Origin of the sequence: Cupriavidus taiwanensis, assembly GCF_900250075.1 — a bacterium.
Classification (GTDB): domain Bacteria; phylum Pseudomonadota; class Gammaproteobacteria; order Burkholderiales; family Burkholderiaceae; genus Cupriavidus; species Cupriavidus taiwanensis_C.
Window position 1 is genome coordinate 1,458,171 of record NZ_LT977070.1, and the last position, 17,846, is coordinate 1,476,016.

Consider the following 17,846-nt stretch of genomic DNA (forward strand, 5'->3'; position numbering starts at 1 on the left):
GTCGATTGCAACGGGCCGGGCTTTGTAACCGTGTGTTTCGGCGTCGCGCCGGCGCCACTCTTGAAATGCGGCGAGCTGCCACCACCTGCATCGGGCACACGCCGATTTACCACCCGCGGCCAGCCCCACGGCGGGCCGCGACACTGCATTGATACGGATCGACATGGAAGACCAGAAGCAGACGCCATCCAACCAGACTGCGACGCCTGCGTGCGATGAGGCGGCCAGCACCGCCACCGCCAGCCCGGAGACCGGCGCGCCCGACACTGCGGCTGCCGCCGCGGACGACGTGGCGGCCCAGCTGGCCGCCCTGGAAGCCAAGGCCAGCGAGAATTACGACCTGTACATGCGCGCCGTGGCCGAAGGCGAGAACATCCGCCGCCGGGCCCAGGAAGATGTCGCCAAGGCGCACAAGTTCGCCATCGAGAACTTTGCCGACAACCTGCTGCCGGTGATGGACAGCCTGCAGGCCGCGCTGGCCGACGGCTCGGGCGATATCGCCAAGCTGCGCGAAGGTGTGGAACTGACCGCGCGCCAGCTGGCAGCCGCCTTCGAGCGCGGCAAGATCGTCGAGCTCAACCCGGTAGGCGAGAAGTTCGACCCGCACCGCCACCAGGCCATCTCGATGGTGCCGGCGGAGCAGGAGCCCAATACCGTGGTGACCGTGCTCCAGCGCGGCTACACCATTGCCGACCGCGTGCTGCGCCCGGCGCTGGTCACGGTGGCGGCGCCGAAGTAAGCCGCCGCCCCTGCCGTCCTGTCACGGCCCGACGCCCGGTGCCTGCCGGCCCGGGCGTTCGTCATTGGCAGCGCGCCTCATCCGGGGCGAGCCGCATCAGGAGCGAACCATGAGCACCGAACCGCAAGCCGGCGCGCCGGATCCGTCCGCGGCCCCGCATCTGGACCACCGCGCCTTTGACGCCTTTGCCATGCGCGAGGTCGACGATGGCACCATCGACGGCGCCATCGCCGCGGCCGGCGACGCGCTGGTGTGCGTGTTCTTCTGGGGCGTGGACTGCTTCAACTGCGAAATGGCCAAGAAGGCGATGCTGGCCAATCCCGGGCCGGTGCGCGCGCTGGAACTGCACTGGCTGCACGCCAACGTCTATGCGCACCCTGAACTGGGGCGGCGTTTCGGCCTGCACGGCATCCCGGTGTTCATGTTCTTCCAGAACGGCAAGAAGCTGGGCCGGGCCACCGGCTGGCACGGCCACGGGCAGTTTGCCGCGGCCGTGGCCAATGCGCGCCTGAAGGCCAGCGGCAAGCCGCTGGCGGGCTAGCGCAGTCCCGGCTTCAGCGCGTCAGCGCATAGCCGATGCGGAACTGCCACGGCAGCTTGTGGTTGTAGTCGAGCAGGCTCTCGCCATAGCCGACGAAATATCCCGCCATCAGGTAGCCGGCCGTGCCGGGGATCAGCCGCGCCATCGGGTAGGTCAGCTGCGCGTCGACGCTGCCGTACCACTTGCGCGTGCCCTTGCGCAGCGTCGCCGAGAACTCCCATGAGTCCGGCCGCCCATAGGCGATGCCCAGGTCCATGTAGCCGCGGTAGTGGGCGATGTCCGGGTTGTCGGCCTTTTCCACATAGGCGTAGAGCTTGGGCGCCACGCGCCAGTGCCAGTCGTTCTGGTCGCCGAAATAGAAGGTGGGCTTGACGAACACCGTATTGATGCTGCGCGAGTCCGCGCCGTTGCGGCCGTTGGATTCATGCTCCAGGCCGGCGGCCAGCGACAGCCGGCTGATCACGTTGTTGCGCACGCCGGTATCCGACAGGTAGTAGAACACGCTGGGCCGGTAGTTGGTGTCGCGGAACGGCGCCGAATCTTCGCTCAGGTCCCACAGCGAGAATTGGGTGTAGCTGAAGTAGAGGTTGTCGAACAGGCGCTTCGAGGCCGGATCCTCGCCCTCGAAAATGCGGTACTTGAAGCTGAACTGGAACTTGGCGTTGGCGCCATCGTTCGCCCCGACCATGAAGTACATCGGGTCGTGGAACGACAGCCGGGCGCTGTCGCGCAGGTCGGCCGGAGCGGGCGCCGCGGCCTGGGCCGTGGTGACTCCGGTCACCGGCACGGGCGCGCCGTCCGCGGAGTCGGGGCTGTCGGCAACCGCGGCCGGCGCCTGGCTGGCCACCGGCGGCGTCGAGGTGGCCGCCTCGCCCGGCTGCGGCAGCCGGTTCAGCGTGACCAGCACCGGCGCGGCGTCGATGCCGGTGGCATCCAGCCGCACCTGGCCGCGCAGCACCGGCGGCAGCGCCACCGTGTAATGGATGGCGCGATGCTCGCCACGGCGCAGGTTGACCACGGCGGGGCCGGAGACTTCGCGCCACAGCACCAGCCGCACCGGCGCCTGCATCTCGCCGGAGGCGGTCACTTCGAGTGTGTCGGGAATACGGTAGCGGCGCGTGGTGTTGTCGGCCGACACCACCAGGGTCAGCGTCAGCGGCTGGTTGCCGTCGATCACGCGCGGCGGCTGCAGCAGCGCCACGCCGGCATGGCCGGCCAACGGCCAGGCCAGCATCAGCGACAGGCAGAGGGGGGCGACGGCACGGCTGGCTGGCGCCAGACGCTGCCGCGAGAAAAGGGCAGTAGGGGGCATGAAGATGCGCGACGTTGCCGGGTGATGGCAACGTAACTAGGGGAAATACGGAGCCCAAAGCCTACCACGGCCGCCCGCAACGGCTTGTGAGGAATTGTACGCTGCACTTTTTGCGCGTACCGGCGCGCGCTGTCAGCGGCTGGCGCGGCGCCTGACGCAGTCGACGTAGTGGTCGCCGTCCGGCGGCTGGCCGGTGCGCTGGGCCTGCCACAGCATCTCGCCCAGGCATTCCATCAGCTGGTGCTGGGCTTGGTGCGGGGAATCGAGCCGGCGCGCCAGCGCCTCGTAGGCCTGGCGGATGCCGCGCGGCTGGTCGACCGAGACCTGCTCCGAAATCGACAGGTGCATCGCCAGGTGCAGGAAGGGATTGGTCTGGCCTTGCTCGGGGGTGTAGTCCTGCGCCAGCGCGCCTTCGGTGTCGCGCAGCAGGTCCTGGTATTCCGGGTGCTCGCCGATCCAGTCGACGGCAATGGCTTCCAGCGGGGTCAGCACGCCGCCTGCGATCTGCTTCTGCCAGGCATCGCAGAAGAACCGGCGGACTTCTTCTCGTGAGGGATTGAACATGGTGGCGCCATTGTAGACGACGGGGGCGACCCTTGCCGGCGGCCCGACGGTGGTCGAAATGGCGGCGATGGTCCCAAGTAGAATGCGGGATCGCCGACTTCCTGCCTGCCCGATGAGCCCTGCCGCCCCCAGCGCCCCCACCGCCCCGACCGCAGCCCGCGACAAGCTGGCCGGCGTGCTGCTGATCGCGGTCTCGGCCAGCGCCTTTGGCGCCATGGCCATCTTCGCGCGTTTCGCCTACGCCGCTGGCGCGGACGTGTACGGCCTGCTGCTGGTGCGCTTCATACTGGCCGCGGCGGCGCTGGCGTGGGTGATGCGCACGCGCGGCATCGCGCTGCCGCCGTGGCGGCGCGTGCTGGCGCTGGCGGCGATGGGGGGCATCGGCTATGTCGGCCAGTCGTTCTGCTTCTTCAGCGCGCTCAACCATGCGCAGGCCAGTCTGGTGGCGCTGCTGCTGTACCTGTATCCGCTGTTCGTGACCATCCTCGCGGCCATCTTCCTGAAGGAGCGGCTGACCACCGCCGCGGTGGTGGCGCTGGTGCTGTGCTCGGTGGGCGCCGGGCTGACCGTCGGCGGCGGCGCGGGCTCGCCGCTGGGAATCGCGCTGGGGCTGGCGGCGGCGGTGATCTACTCCGTCTACATCATCGTCGGCGCGCGCCTGACCGTCGGCGTCAACCCGATCGCCACCACCACCGTGATCTGCACCGCGGCGGCGCTGGTCTACGGCGCGGTCGGCGTGCTGCGCGCGGGCGCGGGCACGCCGCCGCAGTTTCCGGCCGATTCCGGCGGCTGGCTGGCGCTGGCGGGGATCGCGCTGCTGTCGACCGTGCTGGCGATCCTGACCTTCTTTGCCGGGCTGCAGCGGCTGGGCGCGGCGCAGGCGTCGATGCTGTCGACGCTGGAGCCGGTGGTCACCGTGGTGCTGGCGGCCCTGCTGCTGGGCGAGCAGATCGGCGCGGCGCAGGCGCTGGGCGGCGGCCTGATCCTGGCGGGCGTGCTGTGGCTGACCCGCCGCGGCAGCGCACCCGCCCCGGCGCGCGCCGACATCCAAGGGAATTGAACGGGTTGCTCAAAGGCGATGTCGCGAGGCGCGCCGGCGCTTGGGTACAATCGCGCTTTCTCTTACCTCCGTACAGAAAGGACGCGCATGTCCCAGATCGACCACGCCGCCCTGGCCCAACTGTTCACCGAAGCCCGCACGCACAACGTGTGGCAGGACCGCCATGTGGACGACGCCGTGCTGCACCAGATCTATGAAGCGATGAAGTTCGGCCCGACCGCTGCCAACAGCAGCCCCGCGCGCATCGTGTTCGTCAAGAGCGCCGCCGAGAAGGCGCGCCTGGTGGACTGCGTGTCGGCCGGCAACGTCGACAAGACGCGCTCGGCGCCGGTGACCGCGATCATCGCCTTCGACACCGCCTTCCACGACCAGCTGCCCAAGCTGTTCCCGCACGCCGACGCCCGCTCCTGGTACGCCGGCAACGATGCCAAGATCGCCCGCGACGCGCTGATGAACAGCTCGCTGCAGGGCGGCTACTTCATTCTCGCGGCGCGCGCGCTGGGCCTGGACTGCGGCCCGATGGGCGGCTTCGACGCCGACAAGGTCAACGCGGCGTTCTTCCCGGACGGCAAGTGGCAGGTCAACTTCCTGTGCAACCTGGGCTATGGCGTGGCCGACAAGCTGTATCCGCGCGGCCCGCGCCTGTCGTTCGACGAAGCTTGCCGCATCGTCTGAACCCGCCCGTTACCGGCAAACAAAAAAGCGACCCGCGTGGTCTAATGCCGTTCAGTTAACCACTGTCGTTCCCGCGTAGGCGGGAACCCAGCGACTTCAAAAGACGCTGGATTCCCGCCTACGCGGGAACGACGGTAGTGTTTGATGACTTAACTGAACGGCATTAACCCGCGTGGTCGCTTTTTTTTCAGGCCTTGCCTGGCGCGTGGATCAGGCGGTCCATTGCTGCATCGGATTGCAGGCCAGGTAGCGCGGCGCCTGGCCGATCCCAAGCCGTGCGCGCGCCGCGTCGATCGGTTCGTGCAGCAGCTTCTCGTAATCCTCGCCCAGCAGCCAGCCGGCGCGGCGGCCCAGCCGGTAGCCCTCCAGCACGGCGCGCGCAAAGGCGAGGCTGCCGGTGACTCGCAAGCTCTTGAGCGACGCCGCGATGGCGATGAGGGCCCAGCCCTTGCCGCCGGTCTGCGCATAGCTGAACGCCACCAGCGCGGCTTCGCCCAGGCTTTCGTCGGCGCGGTAGCCGGTCAGCACATGCCAGATATCGTGGATGTCGCGCGTGCGCCGGCCGAACCACAGGTAGGCGTCTTCGAGCACCGGTTCCTGGTCGAGGTTCGACACCTTGGCAAGCCCGTCCGCACTGTATCCCGTCTGTTCTAGGAAGGCGCGATAGGCGGCGCCGACCGTGCCCGGCGCGAAGCCGGCCACGTAGGCGGGATCGGACAGGCGCTCGGCCAGCTCGATGCGCTGGTAGACCATGCGGCGCCCGTCGTGCGTGGCCAGCAGGCGGCGGAAGTTGCGCGGCATCGACGGGCCGTTGAGCGCGCGCATGATGCGGAATACCTGCTCGGTGTCGTTGCCGTCCGCCATCAGCTTGCGCACCGCGCGGAACGCGGCGAAGGCATCTTGCTTGTAAGGGTTGGAAGCCGTCGTGGTAGCCATGGGCGCTCTCCTGGGATCAAGCGAACTGTGCCGGCCGCGGCGCGGTGCCCTGCATCCGCGCCGCGGCGGCGCGCACGAAATCGACGCTGGTGTCGATGGCGGTCACCGGCAGCATATGCCCGCCGCTGACCAGGGTCAGCGTGGCGCCCGGCACCTTGGCCACCAGCGCCTCGCCGTGTTCGGCGAAGTCGAGGATGCGGTCGTCGCGGCCGTACAGCACGCTGACCGGCACACGCAGCGTGCCGTAGTGGCGCAGCAGCGCTGGCAGGCTGTGCGCGGCGCCGATCAGGTCTTCCGACGCCGCCAGGAAATGGCACGGGCGCAACGCCAGCAGGCCGCCGCCGCGGGTCGGAAAGTCGTCCGGCACCGGGTCGGGGCCGAACACGATGTCCATGACCTCGGCGCGATGGCGGATCGACATCGGCACCACCAGAGTCCACGCCAGTAGCCGGCGCTGCCACGCGCGAGGCACGGTCATGGCCCGGAACACCGGCGAGATCTCCCTGGGCGGATGCGTCAGCGGCGCGATCAGGGCCAGGCCGCCGACGCGTTCCGGATGCCGAATCGCCAGCGCCAGCGCAATCGCGCCGCCCAGCGAATGGCCCACCACCAGCGGACGTTGCAGGCCCAGCTTGTCGCACAGCGCGGCGAGCGCGTCGGCCTGCGCGGGCAGGTCGGCGGCGCTGCCGGGCGTACGGGTGGAATGGCCGGCGCCGGGGCGGTCGACGGCGATGACGCGGAAGCTCTGGGCCAGCGGCGCGATCATGCCGTAGCCGAAGTTCTCGAGCTGGCCCGACAGGCCATGCACCAGCAGCAGTGCCGGGCCTTGCCCGCGTTCCACCACATGCAGCCGCGCCCCGGGCACGTCGACAAAGCGGCCCGGCGGCGGCATCGCCGCTTCGATGCGCCGGGCGGTGCGCCAGGTGTACAGCCATAGCGCGATGCCGGACAGCACCAGCAAGGCCAGCAGCACCGCCAGGGCGATAAGGGCTACGGTCATGGCTGCACCTCGCTGGCGGCGACGGCCGCGACGGTGTTGGCGCCGGTTGCCTCCTGCGCGTTGCGCGGCTCGCGCAGCGCCGGTGGCGCGCCGAACTGAAGCACGCCATCGGCGATGCGCCCGTGCCGTATCGTCAGCAGGTCTTTCAGGTAGTTCTGGTGCACGCGCCACGGCTTGCGGTCGCCCTGGCGCGGCAGCACGCCGGCGGCGCGCTGCACATAGCCCGAGGTGAAGTCCAGGAACGGCGTCGGCTGCACCGCGGCGGGCGCGCGCGGCACGGCAATGCGGTGGCCATGGCGGTCCATGTGGCGCAGCAGGCGGCAGACGTACTCCGCGGTCAGGTCGGCCTTGAGCGTCCACGAGGCATTGGTGTAGCCGAATGCCAGCACCAGGTTGGGCACGTCGCTGAGCATCATGCCCTTGTAGGCCAGGCATTCGGCGGGGCGGCGCGGCTGGCCGTCGACCGTGAGCGCAATGTCGCCCAGCATGTTCAGCTTCAGCCCGGTGGCCGTCACCACGATATCGGCGTCGAGCGACTTGCCGCTGGCCAGCTCGATACCATGTTCGGTGAAGCGCTTGATGGTGTCGGTCACCACCGAGGCGCGGCCCTCGCGCAGGGCGCGGAACAAGTCGCCGTCGGGTACCAGGCACAGGCGCTGGTCCCATGGGTTGTAGCGCGGCGTGAAATGCGTCGCCACGTCGAAGCCCGGCGGCAACTGCGCCGCGGCCATGTCGACCAGGCGCGCCTTGACGCGTTCCGGCCGGCGCCGTGCCAGCTGGAAGAAGGTCATGCCGAGCAGCACGTTCTTCCAGCGCGTGGCGGTGTAGGCCAGCCGCTCCGGCAGCACGCGCCGCAGGGTGCGCGCGATGGCGTCCTCGCCGGGGCGCGACACGATATAGGTGGGTGAGCGCTGCAGCATGGTCACGTGCGCCGCGCTGGCGGCCATCGCCGGCACCAGCGTGACCGCGGTGGCGCCGCTGCCGATCACCACCACGCGCTTGCCGGCGTAGTCGAGCGACTCGTCCCAGAACTGCGGATGCACGATGCGGCCGCGAAAACGGTCCTCGCCGTCGAACGCGGGACGATGGCCCTCGGCATAGCTGTAGTAGCCGGCGCAGACATAGAGCAGGCGCGCGCGCAGCCGCACCCGGCCGCCGTCGGCGCCGCGTTCGGCTGCGACGGTCCAGCACGCGTCGGCGCTGTCCCACGCCGCGCTCACCACGCGGTGGCCGAAGCGGATCTGGCGCGTGATGCCGGCTTCCGCGGCGGTCTCGCGGATATAGGCGCGGATCGACGGGCCGTCGGCGATGGCCCTGGCGCCGCGCCAGGGCTTGAAGCGGTAGCCCAGCGTGTACATGTCCGAGTCCGAGCGGATGCCGGGGTAGCGGAACAGGTCCCAGGTGCCGCCGATGGCGCCGCGCGCCTCGAGGATGGCGTAGCGCTTGCCGGGGCAGCGCCGTTGCAGCTGGCGCGCCGCGCCGATGCCGGACAGGCCGGCGCCCACGATCAGCACATCGAGCACTGCGTCATCGGAACTGGCATCGCGCATGAGAGGCATCCGTCGAGTGACACTTCTGACAACATAGATTGTCAGAAGCCATCCGGCAAGTTTTCTGACCATAGGGAATGTCATAATGGCGCGCATGACCCCCGAGCTGACTCCCGCGCGCCGCTATCGCGGCGCCGAAGCCGAAGAGCGCCGTGCCCAGCGCCGCGCGCAACTGATTGCCGCGGCCGTGCAGGTCTACGGCGAGCGCGGTTACCAGAACGCCACCGTCAAGGCGGTGTGCGAGGCCGCGGGCCTGACCGAGCGCTATTTCTACGAGTCATTCGCCAACAGCGAGGCCTTGCTGCTGGCATCGTTTCAAACGGTGACCCATCGCTTGCTGCACACCCTGGTGCAGGCGGGCGAGGCCGCCGGCCACGACGGCGCGCAACGGGCGCTGGCGATGTTGCGCGCCTATTTCGGCGCGCTGCAGCGCGAACCGCGCTCGGCGCGGGTGTTCCTGGTGGAAATCCGTGGCGTCAGCAAGCTGGTTGACGGCGCGCTGGCCGATTCGCTGGATGAATTTGGCGGGCTGCTGGCGCAGGCGCTGCTGCCGCCGGGGCGCGAGCGCGATCCACTGCTGACGGCGGGCGTCGCGGGCGGCGTGGTCCACCTTGCGGTGCGCTGGATCCGCCACGGCTACAGTCCCGAAGTCGACGTGGTCGCGCGCACCGCGCTGCAGCTGGCGCTGGTGCTGGCGCACGAGCCCAAGCCTGCGCCCGAGCCGGCCGCGGCTACAGCTGTGGCGCCGGGGTTTTCTCCCTGAACTCGCACAGCGTTTCGATCGCGCAGTGCCAGCATTCCGGCTTGCGCGCCTTGCACACGTAGCGGCCGTGCAGGATCAGCCAGTGATGGGCGTCGTGCAGGAATTCATGCGGCACGCACTTGAGCAGCTTCTGCTCGACGATGTCGACGTTCTTGCCCGGCGCCAGGCCGGTGCGGTTGGAGACGCGGAAGATATGCGTGTCGACCGCGATGGTGGGCTGGCCGAACGCGGTGTTGAGCACCACGTTGGCGGTCTTGCGGCCCACGCCCGGCAGCGCTTCCAGCGCTTCACGCTCTGCCGGCACCTTGCCGCCATGGCGTTCGACCAGGATGCTGCAGGTCTCGATCACATGCCTGGCCTTGGTCTTGTACAGGCCGATGGTCTTGATGTATTCGCTCAGGCCGGCCTCGCCCAGCTCCAGCATCTGCCGCGGCGTATGCGCGACCGGGAACAGACGGCGCGTGGCCTTGTTCACGCCAACGTCGGTGGCCTGCGCCGACAGCAGCACGGCGATCAGCAGCTCGAACGGCGAGCTGTACTCCAGCTCCGTGGTCGGAGCCGGATTCACTTCGCGCAGCGTCTCGAAGATGGCACGGCACTTGGCAGCGTTCATGATTCTTTCTTCGGGTCGTTGGCCGGGTCGTGCGCGGGATGGGGATCTTCCTGCCGCGGTGTCAGCCCGGCGCGCGCGCGCCGCGCTTCGGCGGCATCGATCTGCGCCTGCACCGCGGCCGATACGTTGTCGGTATTGCGCGGCCGCGCGGCCTGCTGCTTCTGGCGCGCGCGTTCGATCGCGGCCTGGATGATGGCGCGCTTGCGTTCCTGCGCGGCGCGCTCGGCGTCGTTCTCGGGCGCTTCGGCCTGCACCGCGGCGAGCTTGGCGGCGGCCTTGGCGGCCAGGCGCGCATCGTTTTCCTCGCGCTCGCGCACCAGCCGCGCGTTGCGCGCCAGGTAGCGCGCCTGCGCGGCATCGGCCTGCGCCTGCGACCACGCGTCCCAGCCGGTGCGCGTGCCGGTGACGGGGACCATGTCGATGCAGTCGACCGGGCAGGGCGGCACGCACAGGTCGCAACCGGTGCACAGCTCGGGGATCACGGTATGCATCTGCTTGGCGGCGCCGGCGATGGCGTCGACCGGGCAGGCCTGGATGCAAAGGGTGCAGCCGATGCACAGGCTCTCGTCGATGCGGGCGACGGCGCGCGGCTGCTCGGTGCCGCGTTCGGGATCGAGCGGCAGGGGCTCGGTGCCCAGCAGCGCGGCCAGGCGCGCGATCCCCTGCGCGCCGCCCGGCGGGCAACGGTTGCAGGCAGCCTCGCCGCTGGCCATGGCCTCGGCGTAGGGGCGGCAGCCGCTGAAGCCGCACTTGGTGCACTGGGTCTGCGGCAGCAGCGCCTCGAGACGGTCGGCGAGGGACTTGACGGCGGGATTCACGACAACGGACAGCAATTCAGGGGACAAGAGCAGGGTCAAAATAGCGCGCCAGCAGCCACACCGGCAGCCGCACCAGCGCGGCCACGGGCAAAGCACGATATTTGCGCGATGCTGTGAGCGGTTGGCGACATAACGTCAGCCCTTCCGGGGCGGACAATGTGCTGGCGGCCCCTATGGCACCGGGGTCTCTGCGGACCCTGCGGTTTTCGCGCCGCAAGGATTATCCCCGATTTCGCCGGCGGACAGAAACGGCGATGATGCGCGTCGCGCGGCCGGATTGCCGCAATCCGGCCTGTGCCATAATCCGCGCAACGATCGACCACACCCCATGTCAACAGAGCCCAAGACCAAACGCGACCCGGAAGGGACGCGCCGACGCATCCTCGCTGCGGCCACCGAGGAATTCGCCAAGGGCGGTCTGGCCGGCGCCCGCGTCGACCAGATTGCCCGGCGCGCGGAGACCAACGAGCGCATGCTGTATTACTACTACGGCAGCAAGGAGGGCCTGTTCCTGGCGGTGCTCGAGAAGCAATACGCAAACTTCCGCGCCGCCGAAGAGCAACTGCACCTGGTCGACGAAGACCCCGTCGAGGGCGTGCGCACGCTGGCCCGCTTCGTCTGGGACTGGTACTACGAGCACCCCGAGTTCATCCGCCTGGTCAACAGCGAGAACCTGCACGAGGCGCGCCACCTGAAGAAGTCCGCGCAGCTGCAGCAGCTGATCAACCCGGTGGTCGACGTGCTTGCCGACGTGATCCGGCGCGGCCAGCAGCAGGGATTGTTCCGCGACCATATCGACGTGCCGCAGTTCTACCTGACGATTTCCGCGCTGGGCTACTACGTGCTGTCGAACCGCTACACCATCAGTGCCGTGATCGGCCGCGACGTGGCATCGCAGCAGGAGCACGAGCGCTTTGCCGAACTGCACACGGACATGCTGCTGAGCTACCTGAAGAAGCCCTGAGGCGCCGGCGGCGCAGACAGTAACGCCCGCTTGCGCGGGCGTTTTTTTACTTGCTGGCCACGGCCACCGGGGCCTGGTGGTACTTGCGGATAAAGTCGCGCAGCTGCGGGTAGATGTCCTCGCGCCAGCGCCGGCCCGAGAAGATCCCGTAGTGGCCGCAACGCTCGGCGTTCAGGTGCTGCTTGCGGTTTTTCGGGATGCCGGCGCACAGGTCGTGCGCGGCGGCGGTCTGGCCCGCGCCGGAGATGTCGTCGAGCTCGCCCTCGATGGTCATCAGCGCCGTGCTCTTGATGTCCTGCGGGCGCACGGGCTTGCCGTCGATGGCCCAGGTGCCGTTGGCCAGGCGGAATTCCTGGAACACCTCGCGGATGGTGTCGAGGTAATACTCGGCGGCCATGTCGAGCACCGCGTTGTATTCGTCGTAGAAGCGCACGTGCGCCTCGGCGTCGTCGGCATCGCCCTCGACCAGGCTCAGGTAGTAGTCATAGTGCGACGACAGGTGCCGGTCCGGGTTCATCGCGACAAAGCCGGCATGCTGCAGGAAGCCCGGGTAGACGCGGCGGCCGTGGCCGGGGTAGTTGGCCGGCACGGTGTAGATGACGTTGTTCTCGAACCACTCGTAGGACTTGTTGGTCGCCAGCGAGTTGACCGCGGTCGGGCTTTTGCGGGCGTCGATCGGGCCGCCCATCATGGTCATGGTGCGCGGCGTCTTCTCGCCGGCGGACGCCATCAGCGAAATCGCCGCCAGCACCGGTACCGTGGGCTGGCATACCGAGATCACGTGCAGGTTCTCGGCGCCGATATGGCGGATGAATTCCTGGATGTAGTAGATGTAGTCCGACAGGTGGAAGGCGCCTTCCTCGACCGGCACCATGCGCGCGTCGATCCAGTCGGTGACGTAGACCTTGTGGTCCTGCAGCAGCGTGCGCACCGTGTCGCGCAGCAGCGTGGCATGGTGGCCCGACAGCGGCGCGGCCACCAGCACCACGGGCTCGTCCTTGAGCAGCTTGATGGTTTCCGGATCGTCGGCATAGCGCTTGAAGCGCAGCAGCTTGCAGAAGGGCTTTTCCAGCACGGTCTGTTCGACGATGGGGATGTCGCGCCCGTTGGAGCGCACCGACTTGATATCGAACGCCGGTTTTTCGTATTCCTTGCCAAGCCGGTACAGCAGTTCGTAGCCGGCGGCCAGGCGGGGCGCGCCAGGTACCAGCGACATCGGGCTGAGGGGGTTGGTGAAGGTCTTGGCGGTCGCCTGGGCCCACGCGGTCAGCGGGTGCAGGATCGAGCGCTGGAACTCATGCAATTGATAGAGCATGCCGTTTCTGCCTGGTCTTACTGAGGATGCGTACCACCAAGTAACAATGTACTGACAATACACCTGGGATCGTGTGGCGCCGATTATGCCTGAATCGAACGACCGTGCTAACGATCTTGCTTTGCAGCATATACCTTAAAGTACTTCCCTATGCGGGGAACACAATAAGGCATTGGCCTGATTTTTCGGTGTCAACCTCCTACAACATCGCAAACAAATGAAAAAAGCGGCCGAAGCCGCTTTTTTTCCATGGTTTTGTGATGCCCACGCCAGTTGCCTTCCGTTGCGGCGCGGCAACTGGCAACGGTGTTACATCACGGCCGCGATCGCGTCGACCACCGCATCGATGTTGCGGCTGTTCAGCGCCGCAACGCAGATGCGGCCGGTGCTGACGGCGTAGATGCCGTGCTCGTTGCGCAGGCGGTCGACCTGGTCCGAGGTCAGGCCCGAGTACGAGAACATGCCGCGCTGGGCCTTGACGAAGGAGAAGTCGCCCGGCACGCCCTTGGCGGCCAGCTTGTCGACCAGCGCATGGCGCATCAGCTTGATGCGGTCGCGCATTTCGGCCAGTTCTTCTTCCCACATGGCGCGCAGTTCCGGGCTGTTCAGCACGGTCGCGACCACGGTGCCGCCGTGGGTCGGCGGGTTGGAATAGTTGGTGCGGATCACGCGCTTGACCTGCGACATCACGCGCTGCGCTTCTTCCTTGCCGGTGGTGACGATCGACAGCGCGCCGACGCGTTCGCCGTACAGCGAGAAGCTCTTCGAGAACGAGCTCGACACGAAGAACGGCAGGCCGGAGTCCGCGAACAGGCGCACCGCGGCGCCATCGGCATCGATGCCGTCGGCAAAGCCCTGGTAGGCCATGTCCAGGAAGGGGATCAGGTTGCGTTCCTTGACCAGTTCCACCACCTGCTGCCACTGCTCGGGCGACAGGTCGACGCCGGTGGGGTTGTGGCAGCAGGCGTGCAGCACGACGATGGTGTTGGCGGGGAACGACTTCAGCGATTCCACCATGCCGGCGAAGTTCAGGCCGTGGCTCGGGGCGTCGTAGTAGGCGTAGTTGACCACCGGGAAGCCGGCGGATTCGAACAGCGCGCGGTGGTTTTCCCAGCTCGGGTCGCTGATGGCGACCTTGGCGTCCGGGTACAGGCGTTTCAGGAAGTCGGCGCCGATCTTCAGCGCGCCGGTGCCGCCAAGTGCCTGGGCCGTCACCACGCGGCCTTCCGTGATCAGCGGCGATTCCTTGCCGAACAGCAGCGTCTGCACCGCCTGGTCATAGGCCGCGATGCCTTCGATCGGCAGGTATCCGCGCGGGGTGGCGGTGGTCAGACGGGCTTTTTCTGCCTCCTGGACGGCGCGCAGCAGGGGGATTTTCCCTTCGTCGGTGAAGTACACGCCAACGCCCAGGTTGACCTTGGTCGCGCGGGTGTCGGCATTGAAGGCTTCGTTGAGGCCCAGGATCGGGTCGCGCGGGGCCATCTCGACGGCAGAAAACAAACTCATTTGGAATCTCGTGGTCGGCTATGTGAAAAACGGAAGGCGTAGAATGCTCCGTACTGCGCTGGAGGCTGGCAGGCCCGGCCGCGCTCTTCTTGGCTTGAAGCGGGGGCTGACAACCCCAAGATTCTAGCGTAATCCGCCCGTTTTCCTCAGGTATTTCCCTAGTCACGCCCCTATGACGAACCTTGCCGAAGCCGCGCCGGCCCTGGACGAAGACAAATTCGTCACATTTCCCGGTTCCCCGTTCCAGCTGTACCAGCCGTTCCCGCCCGCCGGCGACCAGCCCGAGGCAATCCGGCAGTTGGTGGAGGGGGTGGAAGACGGCCTGTCGTTCCAGACCCTGCTGGGCGTCACCGGTTCGGGCAAGACCTTCACCATGGCCAACGTGATCGCGCGCATGGGACGGCCGGCCATCGTGTTCGCGCCCAACAAGACGCTGGCGGCGCAGCTCTACGCGGAATTCCGCGAGTTCTTCCCGCGCAATGCCGTCGAGTACTTCGTCAGCTACTACGACTACTACCAGCCCGAGGCCTACGTCCCGCAGCGCGACCTGTTTATCGAGAAGGACTCGTCGATCAACGAGCATATCGAGCAGATGCGGCTGTCGGCGACGAAGAGCCTGCTGGAGCGCCGCGACACCGTCATCGTCGCGACCGTGTCGGCGATCTACGGTATCGGCAATCCGACCGAATACCACCAGATGATCCTGACGCTGCGGGCCGGCGACAAGATCAGCCAGCGCGACGTGATCGCGCGCCTGATCGCGATGCAGTACACCCGCAACGAGACCGACTTCCAGCGCGGCACCTTCCGCGTGCGCGGCGACACCATCGACATCTTCCCGGCGGAGCATGCCGAAATGGCGGTGCGGCTGGAGATGTTCGACGACGAAGTCGAGTCGCTGCATTTCTTCGACCCGCTCACGGGGCGGGTGCGGCAGAAGATCCCGCGCTTCACGGTCTACCCGTCGAGCCACTACGTCACCCCGCGCGAGACCGTGCTGCGCGCGATCGAGGCGATCAAGGACGAACTGCGCGAGCGGCTCGAGTTCTTCCACAAGGAAAACCGCCTGGTGGAAGCGCAGCGGCTCGAGCAGCGCACCCGCTTCGACCTCGAGATGCTGTCCGAGCTGGGGTTCTGCAAGGGCATCGAGAACTATTCGCGGCACCTCTCCGGCGCGCGTCCCGGCGACCCGCCGCCGACGCTGGTCGACTACCTGCCGCCCGACGCGCTGATGTTCCTGGACGAATCGCATGTGCTGATCGGCCAGCTCAACGGCATGTACAACGGCGACCGCGCGCGCAAGACCACGCTGGTGGAGTACGGCTTCCGGCTGCCGTCGGCGCTGGACAACCGGCCGCTCAAGTTCGACGAGTTCGAGCGCAAGATGCGGCAGGTGATGTTCGTCTCCGCGACGCCGGCGCAGTTCGAGCAGGAGCACGCCGGCCAGGTGGTGGAGCAGGTGGTGCGCCCGACCGGCCTGGTCGACCCGGTCATCATGGTGCGCCCCGCGACCACGCAGGTGGATGACCTGCTGTCCGAGATCCATGTCCGGGTCGAGGCCGGCGAACGCGTGCTGGTGACCACGCTGACCAAGCGCATGGCCGAGCAGCTGACCGAGTTCCTGACCGAGAACGGCGTCAAGGTGCGCTACCTGCACTCGGACATCGACACCGTCGAGCGCGTCGAGATCATCCGCGACCTGCGCCTGGGCACCTTCGACGTGCTGGTGGGCATCAACCTGCTGCGCGAGGGGCTGGACATCCCCGAGGTCTCGCTGGTGGCGATCCTCGACGCGGACAAGGAGGGCTTCCTGCGCGCCGAGCGCTCGCTGATCCAGACCATTGGCCGCGCCGCGCGCAATGTCAACGGCACCGCCATCCTGTACGCGGACCGCATGACCGATTCGATGAAGAAGGCCATCGACGAAACCGAGCGCCGCCGCGCCAAGCAGATCGCCTTCAACGAAGCCAACGGCATCACGCCGCGCGGCGTGGTCAAGCGCATCAAGGACATCATCGACGGCGTCTACAACGTCAGCGACGCCAGGGCCGAGCTGCAGGCGGCGCAGGAGCAGGCGCGCTACGAGGAGATGAGCGAAAAGCAGGTCTCCAAGGAGATCAAGCGGCTGGAGAAGCTCATGCTCGAGCATGCGCGCAACCTGGAGTTCGAACAGGCGGCGCAGGTGCGCGACCAGCTGGCCAAGCTCAAGGCGCAGGTGTTCGGCGCCAGCGGCGAGGGCGCGCTGCCGCCTGCCTGATACGCCGCAACGCCGGGCGCGCTTCGCCTATAGTGAAATCCTCGGCGGCGCCAGCGCGGGGTAGGGCCACAGACCGCTGCGAAGGAGGCACGATGGAACGCCAGTTTGAATACGGCGGCTACGCGGTGGTGGTCACGGCGGTCCCGAATGCCGCCGGCGGCTTTGCCGCGCAGATGCGCATCGCCGACGCGTTCGGCGAACCGACCGGCCCGAGCTTCGAGGCAATCGCCGGCGACGCGCCCACCCCTGAAGCCGCCATCGCCATGGCGGAGGCCGGCGCCATGCGTGCGATCGACGCGGGCGAGGTCAGCTAGCGCGCCGGCGGGTACCCCCATTTCCCGTGGAGAAACCACAATGACCGACATCGGCGAATGGAAGAAGAAGGTCTATGAGACCCACGAAGTGCAAGTGCAGGTCAGGCAGCGTTCACAGAGCGAATGGTCGTACACGGTGCGCGTCTGCCGCCCCGGCACCAACATCCGGGCCGCCGGCACGCTGACCGACAGCTCGCGCATCACCGACCACTACAAGTCGGCCGAGGCCGCGCAAGTGGCCGGGTTTGCGCACGGGGAACGGCTGGCCAAGCAGCTCGCCTAGCGCCGCGCGCCGCCCAGCGCTGCGACACGCCGGGCCGGCGGCAAGGGCGGCAGGTAGAATCGCGCCTCCATGCCATCTTGCCAAGCCTTGATCCGATGAAGCCATATGCCATCCTGATGTGTTGCATGGGGAATATCTGCCGTTCCCCAACGGCGGAGGGCGTGCTGCGCGCCAAGCTCGACGCCGCCGGGCTGGCGCCGCTGGTGGAGCTGGATTCGGCGGGCACGCATGAATACCACCTCGGCCGCGCCCCCGATCCCCGCACCCAGCGCCATGCGCTGCAGCGCGGCTATGACCTGTCGGCGCTGCGCGCGCGCAAGGTCGGCGTGCCGGACTTCGACCGCTTCGACCTGATCCTGGCGATGGACCGCGAGAACCTGGCCGGCCTGCTGCGGCTGCGCCCGGATGCCGGCGACAAGGTGCGGCTGCTGATGAGCTTCGCCACCCGCCACGATGCCGACGAGGTGCCGGACCCGTATTACGGCGAAGGCGATGGCTTCGAGCGCGTGCTCGACTATATCGAAGATGCCTGCGACGGCCTGGTGGCCGAGCTGCGCCAGCGCCTGCAGCCGGCCGGCTGAGCCGGCCCGCTGCGCAGTCTTTCCCGGCCCCGCCGCGGCGTCCTGCGCCCGCGGC

Annotated in this window: 19 protein-coding genes; 10 read left to right on the plus strand and 9 right to left on the minus strand. The window is 68.0% G+C overall.

Annotated features, from left to right (window positions below):
* Window positions 1-163 precede the first annotated feature (163 nt).
* Both grpE and CBM2588_RS06770 read left to right on the plus strand, forming a co-directional pair.
* Window positions 164-739, plus strand: coding sequence for a nucleotide exchange factor GrpE (gene grpE, locus CBM2588_RS06765; RefSeq protein ID WP_115679887.1), 576 nt, complete (start codon window positions 164-166; stop codon window positions 737-739).
* Between the two features lie 109 nt (window positions 740-848).
* Window positions 849-1,280, plus strand: a complete 432-nt coding sequence (locus CBM2588_RS06770; RefSeq protein ID WP_115679888.1) for a thioredoxin family protein — start codon at window positions 849-851, stop codon at window positions 1,278-1,280.
* 13 nt (window positions 1,281-1,293) lie between these two features.
* On the opposite strand, the gene CBM2588_RS06775 is transcribed toward CBM2588_RS06770, so the two are convergent.
* Window positions 1,294-2,592: a phospholipase A gene (locus tag CBM2588_RS06775; RefSeq protein WP_115679889.1), complete on the minus strand. Its 1,299-nt coding sequence runs from the start codon at window positions 2,590-2,592 to the stop codon at window positions 1,294-1,296.
* A gap of 132 nt (window positions 2,593-2,724) precedes the next feature.
* The gene (locus tag CBM2588_RS06780) at window positions 2,725-3,156 is read right to left on the minus strand and encodes a DUF1841 family protein (RefSeq protein WP_115679890.1); all 432 of its coding nucleotides are present in this window, start codon (window positions 3,154-3,156) and stop codon (window positions 2,725-2,727) included.
* A gap of 112 nt (window positions 3,157-3,268) precedes the next feature.
* Here CBM2588_RS06780 and CBM2588_RS06785 point away from each other — a divergent pair, with 112 nt between their 5' ends.
* Together CBM2588_RS06785 and CBM2588_RS06790 are read left to right on the plus strand one after the other, a co-directional pair.
* Window positions 3,269-4,216, plus strand: coding sequence for a DMT family transporter (locus tag CBM2588_RS06785; RefSeq protein ID WP_115679891.1), 948 nt, complete (start codon window positions 3,269-3,271; stop codon window positions 4,214-4,216).
* An 87-nt stretch (window positions 4,217-4,303) separates the two neighbouring features.
* Entirely contained in the window at window positions 4,304-4,891 is a 588-nt protein-coding gene (locus tag CBM2588_RS06790; RefSeq protein WP_092313907.1) for a malonic semialdehyde reductase, read from the plus strand.
* Between the two features lie 210 nt (window positions 4,892-5,101).
* Here the strand turns inward: CBM2588_RS06790 and CBM2588_RS06795 are convergent, their stop codons facing one another.
* The 3 genes from CBM2588_RS06795 to CBM2588_RS06805 are packed head-to-tail and all read right to left on the minus strand — an operon-like array spanning window position 5,102 to window position 8,377.
* The gene (locus CBM2588_RS06795) at window positions 5,102-5,827 is read right to left on the minus strand and encodes a Coq4 family protein (protein WP_115679892.1); all 726 of its coding nucleotides are present in this window, start codon (window positions 5,825-5,827) and stop codon (window positions 5,102-5,104) included.
* A 16-nt stretch (window positions 5,828-5,843) separates the two neighbouring features.
* Window positions 5,844-6,827, minus strand: coding sequence for an alpha/beta fold hydrolase (locus CBM2588_RS06800; protein WP_115679893.1), 984 nt, complete (start codon window positions 6,825-6,827; stop codon window positions 5,844-5,846).
* Window positions 6,824-8,377: a flavin-containing monooxygenase gene (locus tag CBM2588_RS06805; protein WP_115679894.1), complete on the minus strand. Its 1,554-nt coding sequence runs from the start codon at window positions 8,375-8,377 to the stop codon at window positions 6,824-6,826. The genes CBM2588_RS06800 and CBM2588_RS06805 overlap by 4 nt, the downstream gene beginning before the upstream one ends.
* Before the next feature lie 85 nt (window positions 8,378-8,462).
* Between CBM2588_RS06805 and CBM2588_RS06810 the strand changes: the two genes are divergently transcribed.
* Window positions 8,463-9,140 (plus strand): TetR/AcrR family transcriptional regulator, encoded by a 678-nt coding sequence (locus CBM2588_RS06810; protein ID WP_115679895.1) that lies wholly within the window; start codon window positions 8,463-8,465, stop codon window positions 9,138-9,140.
* Here the strand turns inward: CBM2588_RS06810 and nth are convergent.
* Complete coding sequence (nth, locus tag CBM2588_RS06815; RefSeq protein ID WP_115679896.1) at window positions 9,109-9,753, minus strand: endonuclease III; 645 nt, start codon at window positions 9,751-9,753, stop codon at window positions 9,109-9,111. The two genes, CBM2588_RS06810 and nth, sit on opposite strands and share 32 nt — an antisense overlap.
* Window positions 9,750-10,571, minus strand: a complete 822-nt coding sequence (rsxB, locus tag CBM2588_RS06820; RefSeq protein ID WP_115679897.1) for an electron transport complex subunit RsxB — start codon at window positions 10,569-10,571, stop codon at window positions 9,750-9,752. The genes nth and rsxB overlap by 4 nt, the downstream gene beginning before the upstream one ends.
* Window positions 10,572-10,899: 328 nt before the next feature.
* Between rsxB and CBM2588_RS06825 the strand changes: the two genes are divergently transcribed.
* Entirely contained in the window at window positions 10,900-11,535 is a 636-nt protein-coding gene (locus CBM2588_RS06825) for a TetR family transcriptional regulator (protein ID WP_018006923.1), read from the plus strand.
* A gap of 46 nt (window positions 11,536-11,581) precedes the next feature.
* Here the strand turns inward: CBM2588_RS06825 and CBM2588_RS06830 are convergent, their stop codons facing one another.
* Both CBM2588_RS06830 and CBM2588_RS06835 read right to left on the minus strand, forming a co-directional pair.
* Complete coding sequence (locus tag CBM2588_RS06830; protein WP_115679898.1) at window positions 11,582-12,850, minus strand: polyhydroxyalkanoate depolymerase; 1,269 nt, start codon at window positions 12,848-12,850, stop codon at window positions 11,582-11,584.
* A 309-nt stretch (window positions 12,851-13,159) separates the two neighbouring features.
* Complete coding sequence (locus CBM2588_RS06835) at window positions 13,160-14,356, minus strand: amino acid aminotransferase (protein ID WP_115679899.1); 1,197 nt, start codon at window positions 14,354-14,356, stop codon at window positions 13,160-13,162.
* Between the two features lie 172 nt (window positions 14,357-14,528).
* Between CBM2588_RS06835 and uvrB the strand changes: the two genes are divergently transcribed.
* From uvrB to CBM2588_RS06855, 4 genes are all read left to right on the plus strand, one after another.
* Window positions 14,529-16,613, plus strand: coding sequence for an excinuclease ABC subunit UvrB (gene uvrB, locus CBM2588_RS06840; RefSeq protein ID WP_018006920.1), 2,085 nt, complete (start codon window positions 14,529-14,531; stop codon window positions 16,611-16,613).
* 92 nt (window positions 16,614-16,705) lie between these two features.
* Window positions 16,706-16,927 (plus strand): hypothetical protein, encoded by a 222-nt coding sequence (locus tag CBM2588_RS06845; protein ID WP_115679900.1) that lies wholly within the window; start codon window positions 16,706-16,708, stop codon window positions 16,925-16,927.
* Window positions 16,928-16,967: 40 nt separating this feature from the next.
* A complete protein-coding gene (locus CBM2588_RS06850; RefSeq protein WP_062797958.1) occupies window positions 16,968-17,210 on the plus strand; it encodes a hypothetical protein in 243 nt (80 codons plus the stop codon).
* A 95-nt stretch (window positions 17,211-17,305) separates the two neighbouring features.
* Complete coding sequence (locus CBM2588_RS06855) at window positions 17,306-17,791, plus strand: low molecular weight protein-tyrosine-phosphatase (RefSeq protein ID WP_115679901.1); 486 nt, start codon at window positions 17,306-17,308, stop codon at window positions 17,789-17,791.
* Window positions 17,792-17,846: the final 55 nt, after the last annotated feature.

Excerpts from the sequence above, each read along its gene's own strand:
- CBM2588_RS06810 (WP_115679895.1), top strand. The coding sequence starts at position 8,463 with ATGGCGCGCATGACCCCCGAGCTGACTCCCGCGCGCCGCTATCGCGGC.
- CBM2588_RS06795 (WP_115679892.1), bottom strand. The coding sequence starts at position 5,827 with ATGGCTACCACGACGGCTTCCAACCCTTACAAGCAAGATGCCTTCGCC.
- CBM2588_RS06780 (WP_115679890.1), bottom strand. The coding sequence starts at position 3,156 with ATGTTCAATCCCTCACGAGAAGAAGTCCGCCGGTTCTTCTGCGATGCC.
- CBM2588_RS06850 (WP_062797958.1), top strand. The coding sequence starts at position 16,968 with ATGACCGACATCGGCGAATGGAAGAAGAAGGTCTATGAGACCCACGAA.
- CBM2588_RS06845 (WP_115679900.1), top strand. The coding sequence starts at position 16,706 with ATGGAACGCCAGTTTGAATACGGCGGCTACGCGGTGGTGGTCACGGCG.
- CBM2588_RS06770 (WP_115679888.1), top strand. The coding sequence starts at position 849 with ATGAGCACCGAACCGCAAGCCGGCGCGCCGGATCCGTCCGCGGCCCCG.
- CBM2588_RS06835 (WP_115679899.1), bottom strand. The coding sequence starts at position 14,356 with ATGAGTTTGTTTTCTGCCGTCGAGATGGCCCCGCGCGACCCGATCCTG.
- grpE (WP_115679887.1), top strand. The coding sequence starts at position 164 with ATGGAAGACCAGAAGCAGACGCCATCCAACCAGACTGCGACGCCTGCG.
- CBM2588_RS06790 (WP_092313907.1), top strand. The coding sequence starts at position 4,304 with ATGTCCCAGATCGACCACGCCGCCCTGGCCCAACTGTTCACCGAAGCC.
- CBM2588_RS06785 (WP_115679891.1), top strand. The coding sequence starts at position 3,269 with ATGAGCCCTGCCGCCCCCAGCGCCCCCACCGCCCCGACCGCAGCCCGC.
- uvrB (WP_018006920.1), top strand. The coding sequence starts at position 14,529 with ATGACGAACCTTGCCGAAGCCGCGCCGGCCCTGGACGAAGACAAATTC.
- CBM2588_RS06825 (WP_018006923.1), top strand. The coding sequence starts at position 10,900 with ATGTCAACAGAGCCCAAGACCAAACGCGACCCGGAAGGGACGCGCCGA.
- nth (WP_115679896.1), bottom strand. The coding sequence starts at position 9,753 with ATGAACGCTGCCAAGTGCCGTGCCATCTTCGAGACGCTGCGCGAAGTG.
- CBM2588_RS06805 (WP_115679894.1), bottom strand. The coding sequence starts at position 8,377 with ATGCGCGATGCCAGTTCCGATGACGCAGTGCTCGATGTGCTGATCGTG.
- CBM2588_RS06775 (WP_115679889.1), bottom strand. The coding sequence starts at position 2,592 with ATGCCCCCTACTGCCCTTTTCTCGCGGCAGCGTCTGGCGCCAGCCAGC.
- CBM2588_RS06855 (WP_115679901.1), top strand. The coding sequence starts at position 17,306 with ATGAAGCCATATGCCATCCTGATGTGTTGCATGGGGAATATCTGCCGT.
- CBM2588_RS06830 (WP_115679898.1), bottom strand. The coding sequence starts at position 12,850 with ATGCTCTATCAATTGCATGAGTTCCAGCGCTCGATCCTGCACCCGCTG.
- CBM2588_RS06800 (WP_115679893.1), bottom strand. The coding sequence starts at position 6,827 with ATGACCGTAGCCCTTATCGCCCTGGCGGTGCTGCTGGCCTTGCTGGTG.